Origin of the sequence: Paenirhizobium selenitireducens ATCC BAA-1503 (assembly GCF_900492185.1) — a bacterium.
Classification (GTDB): domain Bacteria; phylum Pseudomonadota; class Alphaproteobacteria; order Rhizobiales; family Rhizobiaceae; genus Allorhizobium; species Allorhizobium selenitireducens_A.
Window position 1 is genome coordinate 400,997 of the sequence record NZ_UEYP01000002.1, and the last position, 18,494, is coordinate 419,490.

The 18,494-nt window shown below is 63.2% G+C and carries 17 protein-coding genes and 1 tRNA gene; 12 read left to right on the forward strand and 6 right to left on the reverse strand.

Annotated features, from left to right (window positions below):
- Positions 1 to 11: 11 nt before the first annotated feature.
- The 4 genes from RHIZ70P_RS05685 to RHIZ70P_RS05700 form a co-directional block, all read right to left on the reverse strand.
- Positions 12 to 1,217, reverse strand: a complete 1,206-nt coding sequence (locus tag RHIZ70P_RS05685; protein ID WP_115669408.1) for an ABC transporter permease — start codon at positions 1,215 to 1,217, stop codon at positions 12 to 14.
- Positions 1,207 to 1,923, reverse strand: coding sequence for an ABC transporter ATP-binding protein (locus RHIZ70P_RS05690; RefSeq protein WP_115669409.1), 717 nt, complete (start codon positions 1,921 to 1,923; stop codon positions 1,207 to 1,209). Before RHIZ70P_RS05690 ends, RHIZ70P_RS05685 begins: the two co-directional genes overlap by 11 nt.
- Before the next feature lie 10 nt (positions 1,924 to 1,933).
- Positions 1,934 to 3,229 carry an efflux RND transporter periplasmic adaptor subunit gene (locus RHIZ70P_RS05695; protein ID WP_115669410.1) on the reverse strand — a complete coding sequence of 432 codons (1,296 nt, stop codon included), beginning with the start codon at positions 3,227 to 3,229 and terminating at the stop codon, positions 1,934 to 1,936.
- A gap of 211 nt (positions 3,230 to 3,440) precedes the next feature.
- A complete protein-coding gene (locus RHIZ70P_RS05700) occupies positions 3,441 to 4,139 on the reverse strand; it encodes a ceramidase domain-containing protein (protein ID WP_115669411.1) in 699 nt (232 codons plus the stop codon).
- A gap of 236 nt (positions 4,140 to 4,375) precedes the next feature.
- Between RHIZ70P_RS05700 and RHIZ70P_RS05705 the strand changes: the two genes are divergently transcribed.
- The 4 genes from RHIZ70P_RS05705 to RHIZ70P_RS05720 all read left to right on the forward strand — a co-directional run bounded on the left by RHIZ70P_RS05705 (position 4,376) and on the right by RHIZ70P_RS05720 (position 8,425).
- Positions 4,376 to 4,960 (forward strand): ABC transporter substrate-binding protein, encoded by a 585-nt coding sequence (locus RHIZ70P_RS05705; RefSeq protein ID WP_181903948.1) that lies wholly within the window; start codon positions 4,376 to 4,378, stop codon positions 4,958 to 4,960.
- 11 nt (positions 4,961 to 4,971) lie between these two features.
- On the forward strand, positions 4,972 to 5,655 hold the full coding sequence (locus RHIZ70P_RS05710) for an ABC transporter ATP-binding protein (RefSeq protein ID WP_210209732.1): 684 nt from the start codon (positions 4,972 to 4,974) through the stop codon (positions 5,653 to 5,655).
- Positions 5,656 to 5,666: 11 nt separating this feature from the next.
- Positions 5,667 to 6,785 carry an ABC transporter permease gene (locus tag RHIZ70P_RS05715; protein WP_115669413.1) on the forward strand — a complete coding sequence of 373 codons (1,119 nt, stop codon included), beginning with the start codon at positions 5,667 to 5,669 and terminating at the stop codon, positions 6,783 to 6,785.
- An 89-nt stretch (positions 6,786 to 6,874) separates the two neighbouring features.
- Complete coding sequence (locus RHIZ70P_RS05720) at positions 6,875 to 8,425, forward strand: phospholipase D family protein (RefSeq protein ID WP_115669414.1); 1,551 nt, start codon at positions 6,875 to 6,877, stop codon at positions 8,423 to 8,425.
- Between the two features lie 5 nt (positions 8,426 to 8,430).
- Here RHIZ70P_RS05720 and RHIZ70P_RS05725 read toward each other — a convergent pair.
- A tRNA-Lys gene (locus RHIZ70P_RS05725) sits at positions 8,431 to 8,506 on the reverse strand.
- 190 nt (positions 8,507 to 8,696) lie between these two features.
- Between RHIZ70P_RS05725 and RHIZ70P_RS05730 the strand changes: the two genes are divergently transcribed.
- Together RHIZ70P_RS05730 and RHIZ70P_RS05735 are read left to right on the forward strand one after the other, a co-directional pair.
- On the forward strand, positions 8,697 to 9,446 hold the full coding sequence (locus tag RHIZ70P_RS05730) for a cytochrome c biogenesis CcdA family protein (protein ID WP_115669415.1): 750 nt from the start codon (positions 8,697 to 8,699) through the stop codon (positions 9,444 to 9,446).
- Between the two features lie 54 nt (positions 9,447 to 9,500).
- Positions 9,501 to 10,463, forward strand: a complete 963-nt coding sequence (locus RHIZ70P_RS05735) for an AEC family transporter (RefSeq protein WP_115669416.1) — start codon at positions 9,501 to 9,503, stop codon at positions 10,461 to 10,463.
- On the opposite strand, the gene RHIZ70P_RS05740 is transcribed toward RHIZ70P_RS05735, so the two are convergent.
- Positions 10,440 to 11,642, reverse strand: a complete 1,203-nt coding sequence (locus tag RHIZ70P_RS05740; protein ID WP_115669417.1) for a UbiH/UbiF family hydroxylase — start codon at positions 11,640 to 11,642, stop codon at positions 10,440 to 10,442. The two genes, RHIZ70P_RS05735 and RHIZ70P_RS05740, sit on opposite strands and share 24 nt — an antisense overlap.
- Positions 11,643 to 11,835: 193 nt before the next feature.
- Here RHIZ70P_RS05740 and pcsA point away from each other — a divergent pair, with 193 nt between their 5' ends.
- From pcsA to ytfQ, 6 genes are all read left to right on the forward strand, one after another.
- Positions 11,836 to 12,567 carry a phosphatidylcholine synthase gene (gene pcsA / locus RHIZ70P_RS05745; protein ID WP_115669418.1) on the forward strand — a complete coding sequence of 244 codons (732 nt, stop codon included), beginning with the start codon at positions 11,836 to 11,838 and terminating at the stop codon, positions 12,565 to 12,567.
- Between the two features lie 147 nt (positions 12,568 to 12,714).
- Positions 12,715 to 14,262, forward strand: coding sequence for an ABC transporter ATP-binding protein (locus RHIZ70P_RS05750; RefSeq protein ID WP_235842153.1), 1,548 nt, complete (start codon positions 12,715 to 12,717; stop codon positions 14,260 to 14,262).
- Positions 14,252 to 15,346, forward strand: a complete 1,095-nt coding sequence (locus RHIZ70P_RS05755; protein WP_115669420.1) for an ABC transporter permease — start codon at positions 14,252 to 14,254, stop codon at positions 15,344 to 15,346. The genes RHIZ70P_RS05750 and RHIZ70P_RS05755 overlap by 11 nt, the downstream gene beginning before the upstream one ends.
- Positions 15,343 to 16,260, forward strand: a complete 918-nt coding sequence (locus RHIZ70P_RS05760) for an ABC transporter permease (protein ID WP_115669421.1) — start codon at positions 15,343 to 15,345, stop codon at positions 16,258 to 16,260. Before RHIZ70P_RS05755 ends, RHIZ70P_RS05760 begins: the two co-directional genes overlap by 4 nt.
- Before the next feature lie 38 nt (positions 16,261 to 16,298).
- Entirely contained in the window at positions 16,299 to 17,372 is a 1,074-nt protein-coding gene (locus tag RHIZ70P_RS05765) for a BMP family ABC transporter substrate-binding protein (protein WP_115669422.1), read from the forward strand.
- Between the two features lie 157 nt (positions 17,373 to 17,529).
- Positions 17,530 to 18,492 carry a galactofuranose ABC transporter, galactofuranose-binding protein YtfQ gene (ytfQ, locus tag RHIZ70P_RS05770; RefSeq protein WP_115669423.1) on the forward strand — a complete coding sequence of 321 codons (963 nt, stop codon included), beginning with the start codon at positions 17,530 to 17,532 and terminating at the stop codon, positions 18,490 to 18,492.
- Positions 18,493 to 18,494 lie beyond the last annotated feature (2 nt).

Here is an 18,494-nt window from a genome sequence, read left to right on the forward strand (position 1 = left end):
AGCGGCCAGGCTTATTCGTGCCTCAAGGCTTCAATCGGATTGAGCTGGGCGGCGCGGCGCGCCGGAAAATAGCCGAAGACCATCCCGATCGCGGCGGAGAAGGCGAAGGCGAGCACAATCACGGAGGGGCTGCTGACGAACGGGACGTTCATGTAGGAGACCGCACTGTAGGCGAGACCAAGGCCGAGCAGGATCCCGACGATGCCGCCGGCGAGCGACAGGGTCACCGCCTCGACGAGAAACTGCATCAATACCTGCTTTTCCAGCGCGCCGATTGCCAGCCGGATACCGATCTCGCGGGTTCGCTCTGTCACCGAGACCAGCATGATGTTCATGATGCCGATGCCGCCCACCAGGAGGCTGACGGCGGCGACCGCGCCGAGCAGGCCGGTCATCAGCGTCGTCGTGCCGGTCAGGGTCGAGGCCATCTGGGTCATGTCGTTGACGGAGAAGTCGTCGTCGCGCCCGGCAATGATCTTGCGGCGTTCACGCAGCAATCGCTCGACATTGGCCTGGATTTTCGACGTCGAAACGCCGTCCTCGGCCGAAAGGACCATGCTCGACACCTCGCTTGAGCCGCCGATGCGCCGCTGGAACACCTTGAGCGGCATGACGACGATGTCGTCCTGGTCGGTGCCCATGCCGCTCTGACCCTTCTTGACCAGCGTGCCGATCACTTCGCAGGAGAAGCCGCCGACGCGGATATTCTGCTGGAGCGCCGGCGTCGAGCCGAACAGTTCCTTGCGCACGGTCTCGCCGATGACGCAGACCGCCTGGCCGCCGCGCTCTTCGGAAACCAGGAAGGTTCGGCCGCTCGCAAGCGTCCAGTCCTGGGCGATGAAGTAGTCGCCGGTCGTGCCCGTCACCGTGGTCTGGTGGTTCTCGCCGCCGTAGACCACTGTCTGGCTCGACTGGTTGACGCCGGCCACGGCGCGAAGACCGGCGATCTGGTCGACGACAGCCTGAACGTCGCGTTCGGTGAACTTCTTGGCATCCGTGCTGGCTCTGCCCGGGCCGAACTGGCCGGGCCGCACGAAGAGCAGGTTCGTTCCCAGCTTGGAAATCTCCGCCGTTACCTGGGCGGTCGTGCCATTGCCGATCGTCACCATGGCGATGACGGCGGCGACCCCGATCACGACACCGAGCACGGTGAGGAACGAACGCAGCATGTTGCGGCTGATGGCCCGAAGCGCGAGTTTTACGGTTTCAAAGAACATCGGCTTTGCCCTTTCCGTTATGGCTGTCGGAATTCAGGCGACCGTCGAGGAAGCGCAGATTCCGTTTGGCGTAAGCCGCGATGTCGTCCTCGTGGGTGACCATGATCACCGTGATGCCGTGCTCCTCGTTGAGCCCGGTAATCAGTTCCATGATTTCCTTGCTGGTTTTGGTATCAAGATTACCGGTGGGCTCGTCGGCCAGCAGGACCTTGGGACTGGTGACGATCGCCCGGGCGATCGCGACACGCTGCTGCTGGCCGCCCGACAATTCCTGGGTCGTGTGATGTTCGCGGCCGGTGAGGCCGACCTGGGACAAGGCTCTGTTGGCCAGGCGGCGACGCTCGCCGGCCTCCATGCCGCGATAGACGAGCGGCAGTTCGACGTTTTCCAGCGCCGAAGTGCGGGCCAGCAGGTTGAAGCCCTGGAACACGAAGCCCAGCATGTGGCGACGCAGCATCGTATGCTGCCTGCGGTCGAGGGTGGATGTGCGTATGCCGTGGAACAGATACTCTCCGGAGCTTGGGACGTCGAGGCAGCCGAGAATGTTCATCGCCGTGGATTTTCCCGAGCCGGACGGACCCATGATCGCGACGAATTCGTTCTTCTCGATCACGAGGTCCACGCGGTCGAGCGCCTTGATCGTCGCCTCTCCGCGACCGTAGACCTTCGAGACCTGCTGGAATTCGATGAGGGGAGGGCTGGCCATCTGTCGCCCCTCAGCCGTTCTTTTCCGTGGCGTCGGTGATCAGCAGATCGCCTTCGGCGATGTCACCCTTGGTGACGACGGTGCTCTGTCCGTCGCTGGCACCGATCTCGACGTTGACGGCGGTCGGCACGTTGTTTTTCATCAGCCAGACGGTGCGCTCGCTACCTTCCGGCTCAGGTGCGCTGATCGATCCCATGCGAGGCGGCCGGAACAGGCTGAACATGCCGCTCCCGCCGCCCGAACTGCTCTTCGTCAGGGTCTCCGGCGGTGCATAGCGCAGGGCGGCATTGGGAATGAGAAGAGAATCCTCGATCGACTGCACGACGATGTCGGCAGTGGCGGTCATGCCGGGGCGCAGCAGCAACTGGTCGTTTTCGACCTTGAGGATGCCCATATAGGTGACGACGTCGTTGACGGTTTCGGAGGCATAGCGCACCGAGGTGATTTCGGCCGGAAAGCGCTTCTCCGAAAAAGCGTCGACGGTGAAGGTGGCCTTCTGTCCGACGGCCACCTGGCCGACATCGGCTTCATCGATATCGACCTGCAATTCCATTTCCCTGAGGTCGCCGGCAATGGTGAACAAGGTCGGCGCCTCGAGCGAGGCTGCGACCGTAGCGCCTGGATCGACGTCGCGCGATAGGACAATGCCGTCGATCGGTGAAATGATCGTCGCCTTGGACAGGTTGAGGCGGGCCTGCTCAAGCTCGGCTTCGGCGGAGAGGACATTGGCCTCGGCGCTGGCCTTGGTGGCGACGGCTGCCTCGTAGGTGTAGCCGGCGGCATCCATCTCCTGTTGGGTCGAGACGCGGCTGCTGACCAGGGATTTCAGCCGGTCAAAGGTTGCCTTGGCCGATTTCATGTCGGCATCCGCCTTGGCGACGCTCGCCTTGGCGGACAGGAGGTTTGCCTCGGCGCTCTTGACGTTCGCCTCGAGCTTGGCGGTGTCGAGCCTGGCGACCACCTCTCCCAGCTTGACGACACTGTTGTAGTCGACCAGCACGTCACGGATGGTGCCCGACTGTTCGCTCGAAACATCGACCTGCACGGTCGGCTCAACCGATCCCGTTGCGGTAACCACGACGGTGAGATTGCCCCTCTTCGCGGCGGAGGTGGAATAGGTATAGGCGGTCGCCTGGGTGCTGTAGGACCAATAGGCATAGCCTGCGCCGATCAGCACGCCGGCCGCCAGCAGACGCCAAAGCCAGCGCGAACGCTTGCCGCGCTTTTGCGAACTCCCCAGCAGCGCGGTCAGTTCATCGGTTTCCTTGTCCTTGGCGGGGGGCGGTGCGGCGGTGTCGCTCGTCATGTCGCGTCCATTTTTCAGCGTTCGATTTAAAAGTGTATGGCCGGAATTCGCGGTAAACTTATTGACCCGTATCAAGTCTCGACGAAACGCTGCCCCGAATTGCCCACCCCGCCGGCAGGTTCCGTCGATGGATTGTTTGTCACAGGCGTCGCGGGAAGCGAAGTTAAATCTTGGTAAGGGATTGCAACGAAATCCGTCGCGGCAACGTTTCTCAGGGTCGTTTGTGCGATACGCCGTCGCCGCCCAGCGGGTAACGGATCAAGGCCGTCAGGAGCACACCGAAAGCCAGACAATTGCTGATATGCCAGAGGAAATGGGTCCCTGTCGGGAAGACCGAACAGAGCGGCAGGTCGAGGCTGCGGAACACGAAGGACAAGACGAAGAGCGCGGCCGCCAGCAGGATGAGGCGGAAGGACGGATGCTTCTCCTTCCAGACTGCTCGCCCCGTGGCCAGAACGACGAAGAGCGCCGGCAGATATTGGGTCGAGCCGCTGACCGTATCACCCACCATCTGGGTGTCACGCAAGGACAAGGCCATTCCGGCGGAAAAGACCAGCAGGCCAGCGACAATGGCGAGAGGGAGAGCAAAGCGCGGACGCAGAGACTTTCGCAGAACCGCGGCGCCGTAGAGCGCGACGAAGCCCCAGATCGGCAGGACGTCGGCCAGTTCTGCCCAGCGTGTGGCGAAGGTGTGCCAGAGAAAGGAGCCGACGCCGATCGCCACCGCAAGCGCCATCAGTGCAAAGAGACCGGGGGAGACGGATCGGGTCCGCATCACATGGACAAAGGCGAGAAGGCTGACGACGACGACGAGCAGGCTGGAAGTGGCGTTCAGCGGTTCGCCCCAGATTCCGGGATCGGTTCGCTCGCAATAGGCACCTGTGATCGGTGCATTCCAGTCGATCGTCATCACCGATACCAGTCACATCCAAACGAGACAAAGCCTGCCAAATTCACCGGCGAGGGTCTTTTCCTTTGCGCATTAGGTACACCGTACATATGATGTCAAGCGGGTGGATGAATAGTTGCGGGGACGATTCGCCGGCTGCAAACGGGAGTGCCATCCGGTGTTCATCTTGCGGAATACTTTCTGGGGCGTGCATGTACTCTTGGTTGAATTTCCATCATTCTCGGCGCGTTGCAGGATTGAGGCGGCCCGTACTTGCCGTTGCCGTGTGGTTCGCAACACTTCTCGGCATGGCCAGCTCGGCCACCTCCGCCGCCAATGTGAACGGGGCCATCGCTGCGGTCGAAAGGATCCACGCCCTGGTCGTGGCTTCCGCGAATGGTCCAGCCTCCAGGCTTGCGCCCTTGCTCGAGCGCCATCTCGATCTTGGCGAAATCGCCCGTAAGGTTGCCGGCAAAGCCTGGGACAGCGCCAGCGAGAGCGAACGGCGGAAGTTCCTCATCGTGCTGCGCGACGTCATGGCGGTGGAACTGGATCGCCGCATTCGTGGCGACGACCGTCTACGCATCAACGAAGCCAAGCCCCTCGGCGCCAGGGACGTGGTCGTTCTGACGTCGCAGATGCGGCGTGACGGCAGCGCTCGCCGGATCGACTGGAAGATGCGACCGTGCGGCGGCTCGTTCTGCCTTTTCGACCTGGTCGGCAACGGCGCGTCGCTGACGGTTGCTCGACGCGACGACTATGCCGTGCGCCTGAAGGCACTCGACGGTTCGTTGGCGGCGCTGACCAGGAGCCTGCGGGCCGAACTCGACGGGCGGAAGTGAGAACCTGAAGCATGCCGCATCTGGTCGAACTTCAACATTGCCACCGCGTCTATGACAATGGCCGGATCATCGCTCTCAATGACGTGTCCTTTTCCGTCGCGCGCGGTGATTTCATCGCCATAACCGGCCCCAGCGGCTCTGGTAAATCGACCCTGCTCGACCTTTTGTGCGGGCTTGAGGAGCCCAGCGCCGGCGACGTGGTTTTCGATGGCGCGACCGTGCGGGACAGGGCGGATTGGGCCCGCATCCGTGCGGAACGGATCGGCTTCGTCTTCCAGTCCTTCTGTCTTATCCCCTCACTGACGGCGGCCGAGAACATCGAACTCGCCATGCTATGGCAGGGAATTTCGGCGCATGCACGACGGGACCGGGTGGCGGAGCTGCTCGAACGTCTGGGGCTTGGCGCGCGGGGCCGGCAGCACCCGATGCAGCTCTCCGGCGGGGAGCGCCAAAGAGTGGCAATCGCTCGGGCACTCGCGAACAGCCCGGAACTGATCGTCGCCGACGAGCCGACCGGCAGTCTCGATAGCCGGTCGAGCGCCGATATCATCGGTTTGCTCGAGGGTCTCCAGCGTGATGGTGCGATCACCGTCGTAATCGTTACCCATGACCGGGCGATCGCCGAACGCTGCGACCGGCGCGTCGAACTGGTCGACGGCCGGATCGTCTCCGACCAGCGCCGGCAGACCGTATAAGAGGCGATCCCATGAACCTGCTCAGCTTGCCGGCCCGCAACCTCATGTCACAGAAACTGCGCTCGACACTGACCGTACTCGGGATCGCGGTGGCGGTCGGCAGTTTCATCGCGCTGACCGGGCTGACGCGCGGCCTGCAGGACAGCTATTCTCAAGGGGTAGGCGATGTCGGTGGGGATTACGTCGTCAGCCAGAGGGGTACCTACAGCCTGGTCAGCAGTTCGATTTCCGAAGAGCTTGTGGCCAGGCTCGATGCGGTCGCCGGTGTCGACGAGGCGGCCGGCATCGTGCTGTCGATCGCCGCGGTCGACGACGAGGCAAACATCTTCGTCACGGGCTGGCCGGATGGTAGTTTCTTGTGGCGTTCACTGATGCTGGAGCAGGGGAAGGCGCCTGCAGGCGACCGCGAGGTCGTGCTTGGCCGCACGGTTGCCGAGGCGCTCGGCAAGACGGTCGGCGACGAGATCCTGATCCAGTACGAACCCTTCCGCATCACCGGCATTTCGGTGCCGGATTCGGTCTTCAACCAGAATGTCGCGGTCGCCCGCCTGTCCGGTCTGCAGGAACTTCTCGGCCGCCCGGCCAGCGTTTCCCTGGTGCAAATCCGCCTGGCGCGTCCCGTCGATCCGCAGAAGGCGGCGAACGTCAAGGCGGCGCTCGCCAAGGTCTCACCGACGATCGAGGTCAGCGACAGCGCCGAATTCGCCGAGAACATGGACTTCGTCAAGACGGTGGACGCCATCACATCGGCCGTGTCGCTGGTGATGATCCTCGCCTCGTCCATCCTGGTCGCCAATACCTTGTTGATGTCGGTTTCGGAAAGGGTGCAGGAATTCGGCATTCTTGCCGCGATCGGCTGGACACCGGGCCGCATTCGACTGCTCGTGGTGGTCGAGGGGCTCTTGATGTGCCTGATCGGCAGTGTGATCGGCGTCGCTCTCGGGACCGCCGCGATGCACCTCGTGTCCTGGCTGCGCGTCTCGGCCGGCCTGCTCGAGCCTTATCTCACTCTTGGCATCATCATGGAGGCGATGTTCTGGGTTCTCCTGGTCGGCCCGCTTGCCGCCCTTTATCCCGCATGGCGGGTGACCCGCGCGACGCCTTCGGCGGCCCTCAGGGGGATCCGCTGACCGCGGTCGCTTTATTTCTGGCGGGCGTCGGACCCTTCACTTAAGTTGTGCGTTGTTGCTGCGCTGTGGTGGGGAGCCGGAGGTCGAGCTTGCGCGTCGCGAAAATAATCCTGATCGGCCTGGTCCTGTTTGCCCTCGCGTCCTGGCTCACCGTCTATGTCTACGGACGCTTTGCCGCGCAGGCGAGGGGCGCGCCGTCCGAGGCTTTGGCCGTGGCGGAAAACGGAACGGCACTCGACCGCGTTGTCGCGGCGCAGACCGCCAGACATCCGGACATGAGCGGCCTTAGGCTCGTCTCCGACAATATCGACGCGTTTGCTGTGCGGGCGCATGCCGCACGCGCCGCCGGCCGCAGCCTCGATCTGCAATATTATTACTGGCGGGACGATCTGACCGGTTCGCTGCTCGGCCGGGAGATACTGGCCGCCGCCGACCGCGGGGTGCGGGTGCGGCTTCTGCTCGACGACATCAACTCGCGGGGTGATGGAGATGACATTTATGCCGCTTACGACAGCCACCCGAACATCGAAGTGAGGTTGTTCAACCCGGCCATGAGCCGCGACAGCGCACTGGGGCGCGGCATCGAAATGATCCTCAGGGCCGTGACCGTGACGCGCCGTATGCACAACAAGGCCTTCATCGCCGACGGCCGCGTGGCGATCGTCGGCGGACGCAATATCGGTGACGCCTATTTCGGCGCCTCGGACACCGCCAACTTCCGCGATCTCGACGTTTCCATGGTCGGGCCGGCCGTGGGAGAGACCTCGGCGATCTTCGACCGCTTCTGGAACAGCCCGCTGGCACTGCCGATCCGCAGCCTGTCCGACCCGGAGCAGCGGAGCCTTTCCAAGCTTCGAGCGCGGTTGGAGGGGCTATCCGCCAGCGAGGCGGCGCAACGCTATCTCTCCCATCTGGAAGAGGCGGCAAACGCGGCGGCGGAACGCGCGGCAGAACCGCGATACCACTGGACTGCGGAGGTGCAGGTCGTATCGGACCCGCCGGAAAAGGTGCTCGACGTGGGTCAGCAGAGTTGGCTCGACCAGGCGATCAATCCGGTCATCACCTCGGCCACCCGGACCCTCGAAATCACGTCGCCCTATTTCATTCCGGGCGATGAAGGCGTCTTGACGCTGCGCACCCTGGTCGAACGCGGGGCGAAGGTCACCGTGCTCACCAACTCGCTCGCCGCCACCGATGTCGCCGCCGTCCACGGCGCCTATGCGCCCTATAGGGAGACCCTGCTGACCGATGGCGTGGATCTGTTCGAACTGCGGGCGGAGAGTGCGCCGGGACGTATTTCACTGTTCGGATCGAGTAATGCCAGCCTCCATACCAAGGCCTTCACCGTCGATCAGCGGACAGGCTTCATCGGCTCGTTCAATTTCGACCCGCGGTCGATCGCCCTCAACACGGAAATGGGCGTGCTGTTCGATGATGCCGAGTTGACCGCCGAGGTGCGCCGGGAGTTCGCCACCCACATCGCGCCGAACCACAGCTATCACCTGACACTCGAGAATGACACGCTGACCTGGACGGGCGAGCCGGGCGCCGCCCCGGAATATAACGAACCGGGCGCCAGCATCTGGCGAAAGTTCGTCGCCACCTTCACCGGGCTATTGCCATTGGAATCGCAATTGTGAGGGAATGGTGAGAGCGCAGGGATTCGAACCCTGGACCTACTGATTAAAAGTCAGTTGCTCTACCGGCTGAGCTACGCTCTCCCAGGACCGGGCATTCAAGCTCCGGCGGAAGTGTGCGTTACATAGGCAGGTGCCCTTTGCCGGTCAACCGAAATTTTCACCGGGGACCGGAAGTGCCGTCGCAATTGTCGCAGCGAACAGAAAGGTGATTGGCAAGCACGGGAGGAGGGCGCTAGGAAGGCGGCACAAGGCTGCAGATGGAGTTGCCCACGTGTCGATTGCCGAGATTTCGCTGCTCAGCGCGCTGTTTGCCGGAGCGCTCTCCTTCCTCTCGCCCTGCGTTCTTCCGCTTGTGCCGCCCTATCTCTGCTACATGGCCGGGATATCCGTCGACCAGTTTCGCGGTGGCGGCGTGGCTGCGCAGGACCGGCAGGCCCGCCGCGCGGTGATGTTCTCGGCGCTCGCCTTCACGCTCGGCTTTGCCACCGTCTTCGTGGCGCTCGGGGCCGGCGCCTCGACCATCGGCACGATGCTGCGCCAGCATCTCGACCTGCTTTCCAAGATCGGCGGCGTGATCATCATCATCATGGGGCTGAACTTCCTCGGCGTCTTCCGCATCGGGCTTTTGTCGCGCGAGATGCGCATCTCCGGCGGCGGCAAGCCGGCGACGCTGTCCGGCGCCTATGTCATGGGCCTGGCCTTCGCCTTCGGCTGGACGCCCTGCATCGGTCCGGTGCTCGGCGCGATCCTCGGAGTGGCCGCAGCGCGCGATACGGTCGGCGAGGGCGCCATGCTGCTGGCGGTCTATTCGCTGGGTCTGGCGGTGCCGTTCTGGATCGCCGCTGCCTTTTCCGGCGCCTTCATGCGGTTCCTCACCCGCTTTCGCAAGCATCTCGGCCTGGTCGAGAAGATTATGGGCGGCTTGCTCGTGCTGACCGGCCTTGCCTTTATCTTCGGATTCGTCGCCGACATGGCGATTTGGTTCCAGCAGACCTTTCCAATCCTGTCGCAAATCGGCTAAGGCCGAGAGGATTGGGTCGTATGCGAACGGCCCGCCGAACCGGGGAGTGGCGGCTTGGGTGACATTATCGCGCTGGTGCTGCCGTTCTTCGGCCTGATCCTGATCGGCTATGTTTCCGGCCGAGTGACGCGGCAGCCGGCCGAGGCGCTCGGATGGCTCAACTTCTTCGTCATCTACATCGCCCTGCCGTCGCTGTTCTTCAAGCTGGTGTCGCGTACGCCGATCGAGGAACTGACCCGGATCGACTTCATCGTCGCGTCGCTGGCCGCCACCTATGCGATCTTTCTTCTCGTCTTCCTGATCGGCCGTCTCGTGCGGGGCAATACGATCGCCGACTGCACGATCCAGGCGCTCGCCGGCGCCTATGGCAATATCGGCTATATGGGGCCGGGTCTTGCGCTCCTGGCCTTTGGGGAAGCCGCCGCGGTGCCGGTCGCGCTGATCTTCTGCTTCGAGAATGCCGCCCACTTCATTGCTGCACCGGCGCTGATGGCCTTTGCCGGCGGCGATGAGCGGCCGCGCAGCCGGGTGGCGCTGGACGTGGCAAAGAAGATCGCCTACCACCCGTTCATCATCGCCACAGCGATCGGCTTCCTGGCGGCGGGGTTCCAGTTCGAGCCGCCCCTCGCGCTGCAACGACTGATCGACTATCTCGCCCAGGCGGCTGCCCCCTGCGCGCTGTTTGCCATGGGCGTGACGCTGGCGCTTCGTCCGCTGAAGCGCATACCGGCCGAAATCGGCTATATCGTGCCGATCAAGCTGTTGCTGCATCCGCTGCTGGTCTATGTCGTGCTCGGACTTGTCGGCAATTTCGATCCGTTGTGGATCTTCACCGCCGTGCTGCTGGCCTCGCTGCCGACGGCGACCAATGTCTTCGTGATCGGACAGCAATACGGCGTCTGGCAGGAGCGCGCCTCTGCCACCATCCTGATCACCACGGTGCTGTCGGTGCTGTCGGTTTCCGCGCTTCTTTACGCCATCACCAACGGCATTCTACCGCCGGATCTTTTCCCTTAGGAAATCCGGGAAGGAACTGAGCGCCCGGCCGGGAGCGACCCCTTCCTGCATCAGCAGATGACGGAGCGGCGCGACGCTGGAAAGCACCTGCAGGCCCGCTGCCCGCAGCATCTGCACCGGCAGGAGGCTCGACAGGAGCGAGCGATTGAGCAGGTCGACGCTTGCCGTGCGGCTGATCACGTCGACGCGGCGCTTGGCGTCGAAGCGATCCCCGGCATCGGCGGCGATCGGCCGGCCGGTGCGATCGCACAGGATATCCTCGAGCGCTGTAATGTCGCGCAGGCTGAGATTGAGGCCTTGCGCGCCGATCGGCGGGAAGGCATGGCCGGCCTCGCCAATGAAGGCGGCGCGGCCCTTGCCATAGCGGTTGGCGGTCATGCCGGAAAGCGGCCAGGCCTGGACGCCCTCCTCAACAGTGACCTTGCCGAGCATCGACTGCATGCGGGACTCGACCGCCATCGACAGGTCTTCTTTCGTAAGCGAAAGCAGCCGGTCGGCCTCTTTCGGATCAACGACCCAGACCAGGCTGGAGCGCTGGCCGGGCAGTGGCACCTGGGTGAACGGGCCGCTTTCGCCGTGGAACTCGGTCGAGGTGTTGCGATGGGGAACGCCGTGGGCGAAGTTGAGGACGACGGCGGTCTGGGGATAAGACCAGGTCTTGACGCCGACGCCGGCGCTTTCCCGGACCAGCGACTTGCGGCCGTCCGCGCCGACGACGAAACCGGCCTCCAGGTTCTCGCCCCCGTCCAGCGTGATCATGACCTTGTCCGGGCCAAGGACGATGTGCTGCGCAGCGGCTGTAAAGCGCGTGATGTTGGGCTCGGCGGCAACCGCCTCGGCCAGAACTTTAAGCAGCGCGCGGTTGGGCATGTTGTAGCCGAATGCGTCGAGGCCGATCTCGGCGCTGCGGAAGGCGACAACCGGGGCCCTCAGCAGCCGGTTCGTGCCGTCGATGATCTGCATGGTGGAGAGGGCCGCCGCCGCCGGGCGCACGGCGTCCCACAGGCCGAGCCGCTCCATCATGCGGATCGACTGGTCCATCAGCGCGGTCGTGCGTTTGTCGTCGACGAGTGGGCTGGGCGCGACGAGGGCCACACGGCGGCCACCGCGCGCAAGGGCGATCGCGGCGATGGAGCCGGCAAGACCTCCGCCGACCACGGCGATATCGAAATCTCTCATGTCACGGACCTCTGCTGTTTCGTCCTATCTAGAGTGCGGGACGGCAAAAATCCATAAGTCCAATTGGCGCAGCCGCTCGCATTCCTTTCCCAGCGCCGGGGTCATTTTTGTTCATCTTCGAGCATCGCGGTTGCAAAAAATGTGGTTTCGGTCGATACGAAATCGGAGGGTGAAGAACGGGGCAAAACCGCAGATGAAGATCTTCAATTATCGGCGCGTGCCTTACGCGGAAATCCGTGCCTTCTCCGTTCATATCCTGACAGCTTCCGGTTCGTTCCTTGCATTCCTCGGGGTAGTCGCGGCCGCCGAGCGGCGATTCGTCGACATGTTCTGGTGGCTCGGGCTGGCGCTTCTGGTCGATGGGATCGACGGCCCAATCGCGCGCAAGGTCAGGGTCAAGGAAGTGCTGCCCAACTGGTCGGGCGACACGCTCGACAATATCATCGACTACGTCACCTATGTCCTTTTGCCGGCCTTCGCGCTGTATCAGAGCGGCATGATCGGCGAACCCTGGTCCTTCGTCGCCGCCGGCATGATCGTGGTGTCGAGCGCCATTTATTACGCCGACATGGGCATGAAGACGGATGAGTATTTCTTCTCCGGCTTTCCGGTCGTGTGGAATATGGTGGTGTTCACCCTTTTCGTCATCGACGCGGATGCCACCACGGCGCTGATCGTCGTGGTCGCCTCGGTCATCCTGACCTTCCTGCCGATCCATTTCCTTCATCCAGTGCGGGTCCAGCGGCTTCGACCAGTCAATCTCGCCGTATTCTTCCTCTGGTGCGCACTGGGCGGCTATGCGCTGCTCAAGCATTTCGACATTCCCGATTGGGTCAGCCTCGCCTTTGTCGCGACCGGCATCTACCTCTACGGCATCGGCGCAGTGCTCCAGTTCTTCCCATCGCTGGGCAAGTCGAAGTCGTAAATGCCGCAACTGTGTGCAAGCGCAAAAAAGTCGCAAGGGTCGGTTGCCGGATGGCGCAAAGCGGGTATCAATATCGCCTTCTCGCTTTGATCGGCAGGCTTCGCGGCTGCGTTGGGAGCACGAGAGGGAACAGTGCCGAAGGGTGACATGACGAAGGCTGAACCACTTCTTGCCGTCGAGGGGCTGACAAAACTGTTCGGCAGTTTCGCCGCCTGTCAGGGGATCGACCTTGAGATCGGCCATGGCGAGATCCATGCCCTGCTTGGCGAAAACGGAGCCGGAAAATCGACGCTGGTCAAGATGCTGTTCGGCATCCTCGCGCCAAGCTCCGGACGGGTCCTTTGGCAGGGACAACAGGAGGACATCATCTCGCCGGCGGCTGCCCGAAAGCTCGGGATTGGCATGGTCTTCCAACATTTCTCGCTGTTCGAGGCGCTGACCGTGGCCGAGAACATCGCCCTTGCGCTCGACGAGAAAGTGTCGATCGACGAAATCTCGCACAAGGCCGCCGAGCTCTCCAAAGCCTATGGCCTGCCGCTCGACCCCGCCGCCCATGTCGCCGACCTGTCCGTCGGCGAGCGCCAGCGCATCGAGATCGTCCGCGCCCTCCTGCAAAACCCCAAGCTGATCATTCTCGATGAGCCGACTTCGGTTCTCACCCCGCAGGAAGCGGACAGGCTGTTCGAGACATTGTTCAAGTTGAAGGCCGAGGGGCGGTCGGTTCTCTACATCAGCCATCGCCTCGAAGAGGTGCAGCGCATCTGCGATCGCGCCACCGTGCTTCGCCAGGGCAAGGTGACGGGAACCTGCGATCCGCGCGGAGAGACGCCGGCCTCGCTCGCCCGCATGATGGTGGGTGGCGAGGTGGCCACGGTCCTGCGCGACGACGAGGCGCCGGTCGGCGACGTCCAGCTCGAAGTGCGCCATCTGAACCTTCGGCCGCGCACGCCCTTTGCCATGCCGCTCAAGGATCTTTCGCTGCGCGTGAGGGCCGGCGAGGTACTGGCGATTGCCGGCGTGGCCGGCAACGGGCAGGGCGAACTGTTCGACGCACTTTCCGGTGAATACATATCGGAAGAAAACGATGCGGTGCGCATTCGCGGGCGCTCGGTCGGGCGTCTCGGTATAACCGGCCGGCGCCTGCTCGGGGCCGGTTTCGTTCCCGAAGAACGCAACGGACACGGTGCTGTCTCGGCCTTGGCCTTGTCCGACAATCTCCTGCTGGCCCGCAATCAATCCGATGCCAGGGCATTCCTTTCGGGCGGCTGGCTTAAACTCATCCGCCACGATGCTGTCCGCATGGCGACGCAGCGGATCTGCGAGGTGATGGACGTGCGCAAGAGCGGCCTCGATCCGGCGGCGGGTTCGCTGTCGGGCGGCAATCTGCAAAAATTCATCGTCGGGCGCGAGCTCGACCGCCAGCCGGCCGTGCTCGTCGTCAACCAGCCGACCTGGGGCGTCGATGCGGGTGCTGCGAGCCGCATCCGCCAGGCGCTGATCAACCTGGCCCGCGCCGGTTCGGCCGTGGTGGTGATCAGCCAGGACCTTGACGAAATCTTCGAGGTGGCGACCGCGATCGCGGCGATTTCGGAGGGACAGCTGTCGGAGATCTATCCGGCTGCGACGATGACCCGCGAGAAGATCGGTCTCCTCATGGGCGGCATGCATGGCTTGGAGACGGCGAATGCGCATTGAACTTGAACGCCGTCCCGCCATGTCGGGCTTTTTCGCGGTCGTTTCGCCGCTCGTCGCGCTGGCGCTCACCGTCTTTTTCGGCGGCATCATGTTTGCCCTGCTCGGCAAGGATCCGGTCGACGCGCTCTACAGCTTCTTCATCGAGCCGCTGCTCGAGGTCTGGTCGCTGCATGAGCTGGCGATCAAGGCGGCACCGCTGATCCTGATCGGCGTCGGGCTTTCGGTCGCCTACCGCTCGAACAACTGGAACATCGGTGCCGAGGGACAGTTCACCATCGGCGCGATCACCGGCTCGTTCCTGCCGGTGGTGTTCTACGAATGGAATTCGCCCTTGCTTCTGCCGCTGATGCTGATCATGGGCATGGTCGGGGGCGCGCTCTACGCGGCAATCCCGGCGCTGCTCAAGACCCGCTTCAACACCAATGAAATCCTCACCAGCCTGATGCTGGTCTACATCGCCCAACTGTTCCTCGACTGGCTGGTGCGCGGCGCCTGGCGCGATCCCGCAGGATACAATTTCCCACAGAGCCGATCCTTCGTCACCGAGGCCGTACTGCCGGAAATGCTTGGCTCGGGCCGCGCGCATTTCGGCTTTGCCTTTGCCATTCTTGCGGCCATCGGCGTGTGGTTCATGATGCGCTACATGCTCAAGGGCTTCCAGGTCGTGGTGCTCGGCCAGTCGGAACGGGCAGGGCGGTTCGCCGGCTTCTCCTCGCGCGGCATGGTATGGTTCTCGATGCTGTTTTCCGGGGCCCTTGCCGGCTTGGCCGGCATTTCCGAAGTGTCCGGTTCGATCGGCCACCTGCAGCCGTCCATTTCGCCCGGCTACGGCTTCACCGCAATCATCGTCGCCTTCCTCGGGCGCCTGAACCCGCTCGGCATCATCGCGTCCGGTCTGGTGCTGGCATTGACCTATCTGGGCGGCGAGGGCGCGCAGTTGTCGATCGGCGTTTCCGACAAGGTGACGCGGGTTTTCCAGGGACTTTTGCTGTTCTTCGTGCTGTCCTGCGACACGCTGATCCACTACCGCGTCAAACTGGTGCTGGGCAAAGGCCGGGCCCTTGTCGGGGGAGCCAACCGATGATCATTGAAGCCATACTGCTGACCGTCATCACCGCGTCCACGCCGCTCGTCATCGCCGCCATGGGCGAACTCGTCACCGAGCGGTCCGGCGTGCTCAATCTTGGCGTCGAGGGGATGATGATCATCGGCGCGGTGTGCGCCTTCGCCGTCGCACAAATGAGCGGATCGCCGCTGATCGGGGTGGGGGCCGGGATCGTCGGCGGGGCAGCGTTTTCACTGCTTTTTGCCTTCCTGACCCTGTCGCTGGTCGCCAACCAGGTCGCCACCGGCCTTGCGCTGACCATTCTCGGTCTCGGCGTTTCGGGCATGCTGGGTGAGAGCTTTGTCGGCGTACCAGGCGTCAAGCTGCAGCCGATCGCCATTCCGCTTCTCGCCGACATCCCGTTTGTCGGGCCGCTGCTGTTCAGGCAGGATCTCATCTTCTATCTCTCGATCCTGCTGGTCGTGGGGGTGAACTGGTTCCTGTTTGGCACCCGCACCGGCCTGAAGCTCAGGGCAATCGGCGACAATCACGGATCGGCCCATACGCTCGGCATCCATGTCATCCGCACCCGCTATCTCGCCGTTCTGTTCGGCGGCGCCTGTGCCGGGCTCGCCGGCGCCCAACTGTCGCTCGTCTACACGCCGCAATGGGTGGAGAACATGTCGGCGGGGCGCGGCTGGATCGCCCTCGCGCTGGTGGTCTTCGCCTCCTGGCGTCCGTGGCGGCTGCTGGCCGGTGGCTATCTGTTCGGCGCCGTCACGATCGGCCAGTTGCACGCCCAGGCCTTCGGCATCGGTTTACCCTCGCAGCTGCTTTCCGCGCTGCCCTATGCGGCAACCATTGTGGTCCTCGTGATTATCTCGCAAAATCGGCGCACCACGCTGATCAATACTCCGGCCTCGCTCGGCAAGCCGTTCGTGCCTGACCGGTAAATTCAAAAGCCTTTGTCAACAACCAGAAGGGGTTCCCCATGAAAAAGATGCTCATCGCACTCGCCACGAGCGCTGCCGTTCTCGGCAGCTTCGCGGCCTCGGCCCAGGCCGAAGACAAGACCAAGGTCTGCTTCGTCTATGTCGGCACGACGACCGACGGCGGCTGGACCCAGGCCCACGACATCGGCCGCCAGCAGTTGCAGGCGCATTTCGGCGACAAGATCGAGACGCCCTTCCTCGAAAGCGTGCCGGAAGGCCCGGATGCCGAGCGTGCCATCGAGCGCCTCGCCCGTTCCGACTGCAAGCTGATCTTTACCACCTCGTTCGGCTTCATGGACGCCACCGTCAAGGTCGCCCAGAAGTTCCCCGACGTGAAGTTCGAGCACGCCACCGGCTTCAAGGCCGCCGAGAATGTGGCCACCTACAATTCGCGCTTCTATGAAGGCCGCTACATCCAGGGCGTGATCGCCGCCAAGATGTCGGAAAAGGGTGTGGCCGGCTACATCGCCTCGTTCCCGATCCCGGAAGTCGTCATGGGCATCAACGCCTTCATGCACGGCGCGCAGTCGGTCAATCCCGAGTTCAAGGTCAAGGTCGTCTGGGCCAATACCTGGTTCGACCCGGGCAAGGAAGCCGATGCCGCCAAGGCGCTGATCGACCAGGGCGTCGACATCCTGACCCAACACACCGACACCACCGCGCCGATGCAGGTCGCAGCCGAACGCGGCATCAAGGCTTTCGGCCAGGCGTCCGACATGATCAAGGCCGGCCCGGAGACGCAGCTGACCGCCATCGTCGATACCTGGGGCGCCTATTACATCAAGCGGGTCCAGGCCCTGCTCGACGGCACCTGGAAGTCGGAACAGATCTGGGACGGTCTGAAGGACGGCATCCTGACCATGGCGCCCTACACCAACATGCCGGATGACGTGAAGGCGATGGCACAGGAAGCGGAAGCCAAGATCAAGTCGGGCGAACTGCATCCCTTTACCGGTCCGATCAAGAAGCAGGACGGTACGGACTGGCTGAAGGACGGCGAGAAGGCCGAGGATGGTGCGCTGCTCGGCATGAACTTCTACATTGCCGGCGTCGACGACAAGCTGCCGCAATAATCGGCTCTTGCCGGACATTACCACGAACTGCAAAGGGCGCCTCGGGCGCCCTTTTTGTCTTCGGTATTTCGGCAAATTCGACCACGGCGCGTTTACAAAAGTCATATAGTATGATTTATGACATCTGTCACGGGAGGTGACGCCAAGGGAGGAAATCATGACGTTCTTTAAAGCGCTTGCCAGCGCCACGGTGCTTGCTGGCTGCATGTTCGCGACAGCCCAGGCCGAGGGCCTCGTTGTCGGCTTTTCGCAGATCGGTTCGGAATCCGGCTGGCGTGCGGCAGAGACCACGCTGACCAAGCAGCAGGCGGAAAAGCGCGGCATCGACCTGAAATTCGCCGATGCCCAGCAGAAGCAGGAAAACCAGATCAAGGCGCTGCGCTCGTTCATCGCCCAGGGTGTTGACGCCATCCTGGTCGCCCCGGTCGTCGCCACCGGATGGGACGAAGTGCTCGAAGAGGCCAAGGAAGCCGAGATCCCGGTTATCCTGCTCGACCGTACCGTCGATGCCGACAAGGAACTCTACATGACGGCGGTGACCTCCGACCTCGTGCACGAGGGCAAGGTTGCTGGCGAATGGCTGGCCAAGACCGTCGGCGACAAGCCCTGCAACATCGTCGAACTCCAGGGCACGACCGGTTCCTCGCCGGCCATCGATCGCAAGAAGGGTTTTGAGGAAGGCATCGCCGGCAAGGCGAACCTGAAGATCGTCCGCAGCCAGACCGGCGATTTCACCCGCACCAAGGGCAAGGAAGTCATGGAGAGCTTCCTCAAGGCCGAGGACGGCGGCAAGAACATCTGCGCGCTCTACGCCCACAATGACGACATGGCGGTCGGCGCGATCCAGGCAATCAAGGAGGCGGGCCTGAAGCCGGGCACCGACATCCTGGTCGTCTCGATCGATGCCGTGCCGGACATCTTCCTCGCCATGGCGGCGGGTGAAGCCAATGCGACCGTGGAACTGACGCCGAACATGGCGGGTCCGGCCTTCGATGCGCTGGAAGCCTACAAGAAGGACGGCACCATGCCGCCGAAGTGGATCCAGACCGAATCGAAGCTTTACACCCAGGCTGACAATCCGCAGAAGGTCTACGAAGAGAAGAAGGGCCTCGGCTACTGATT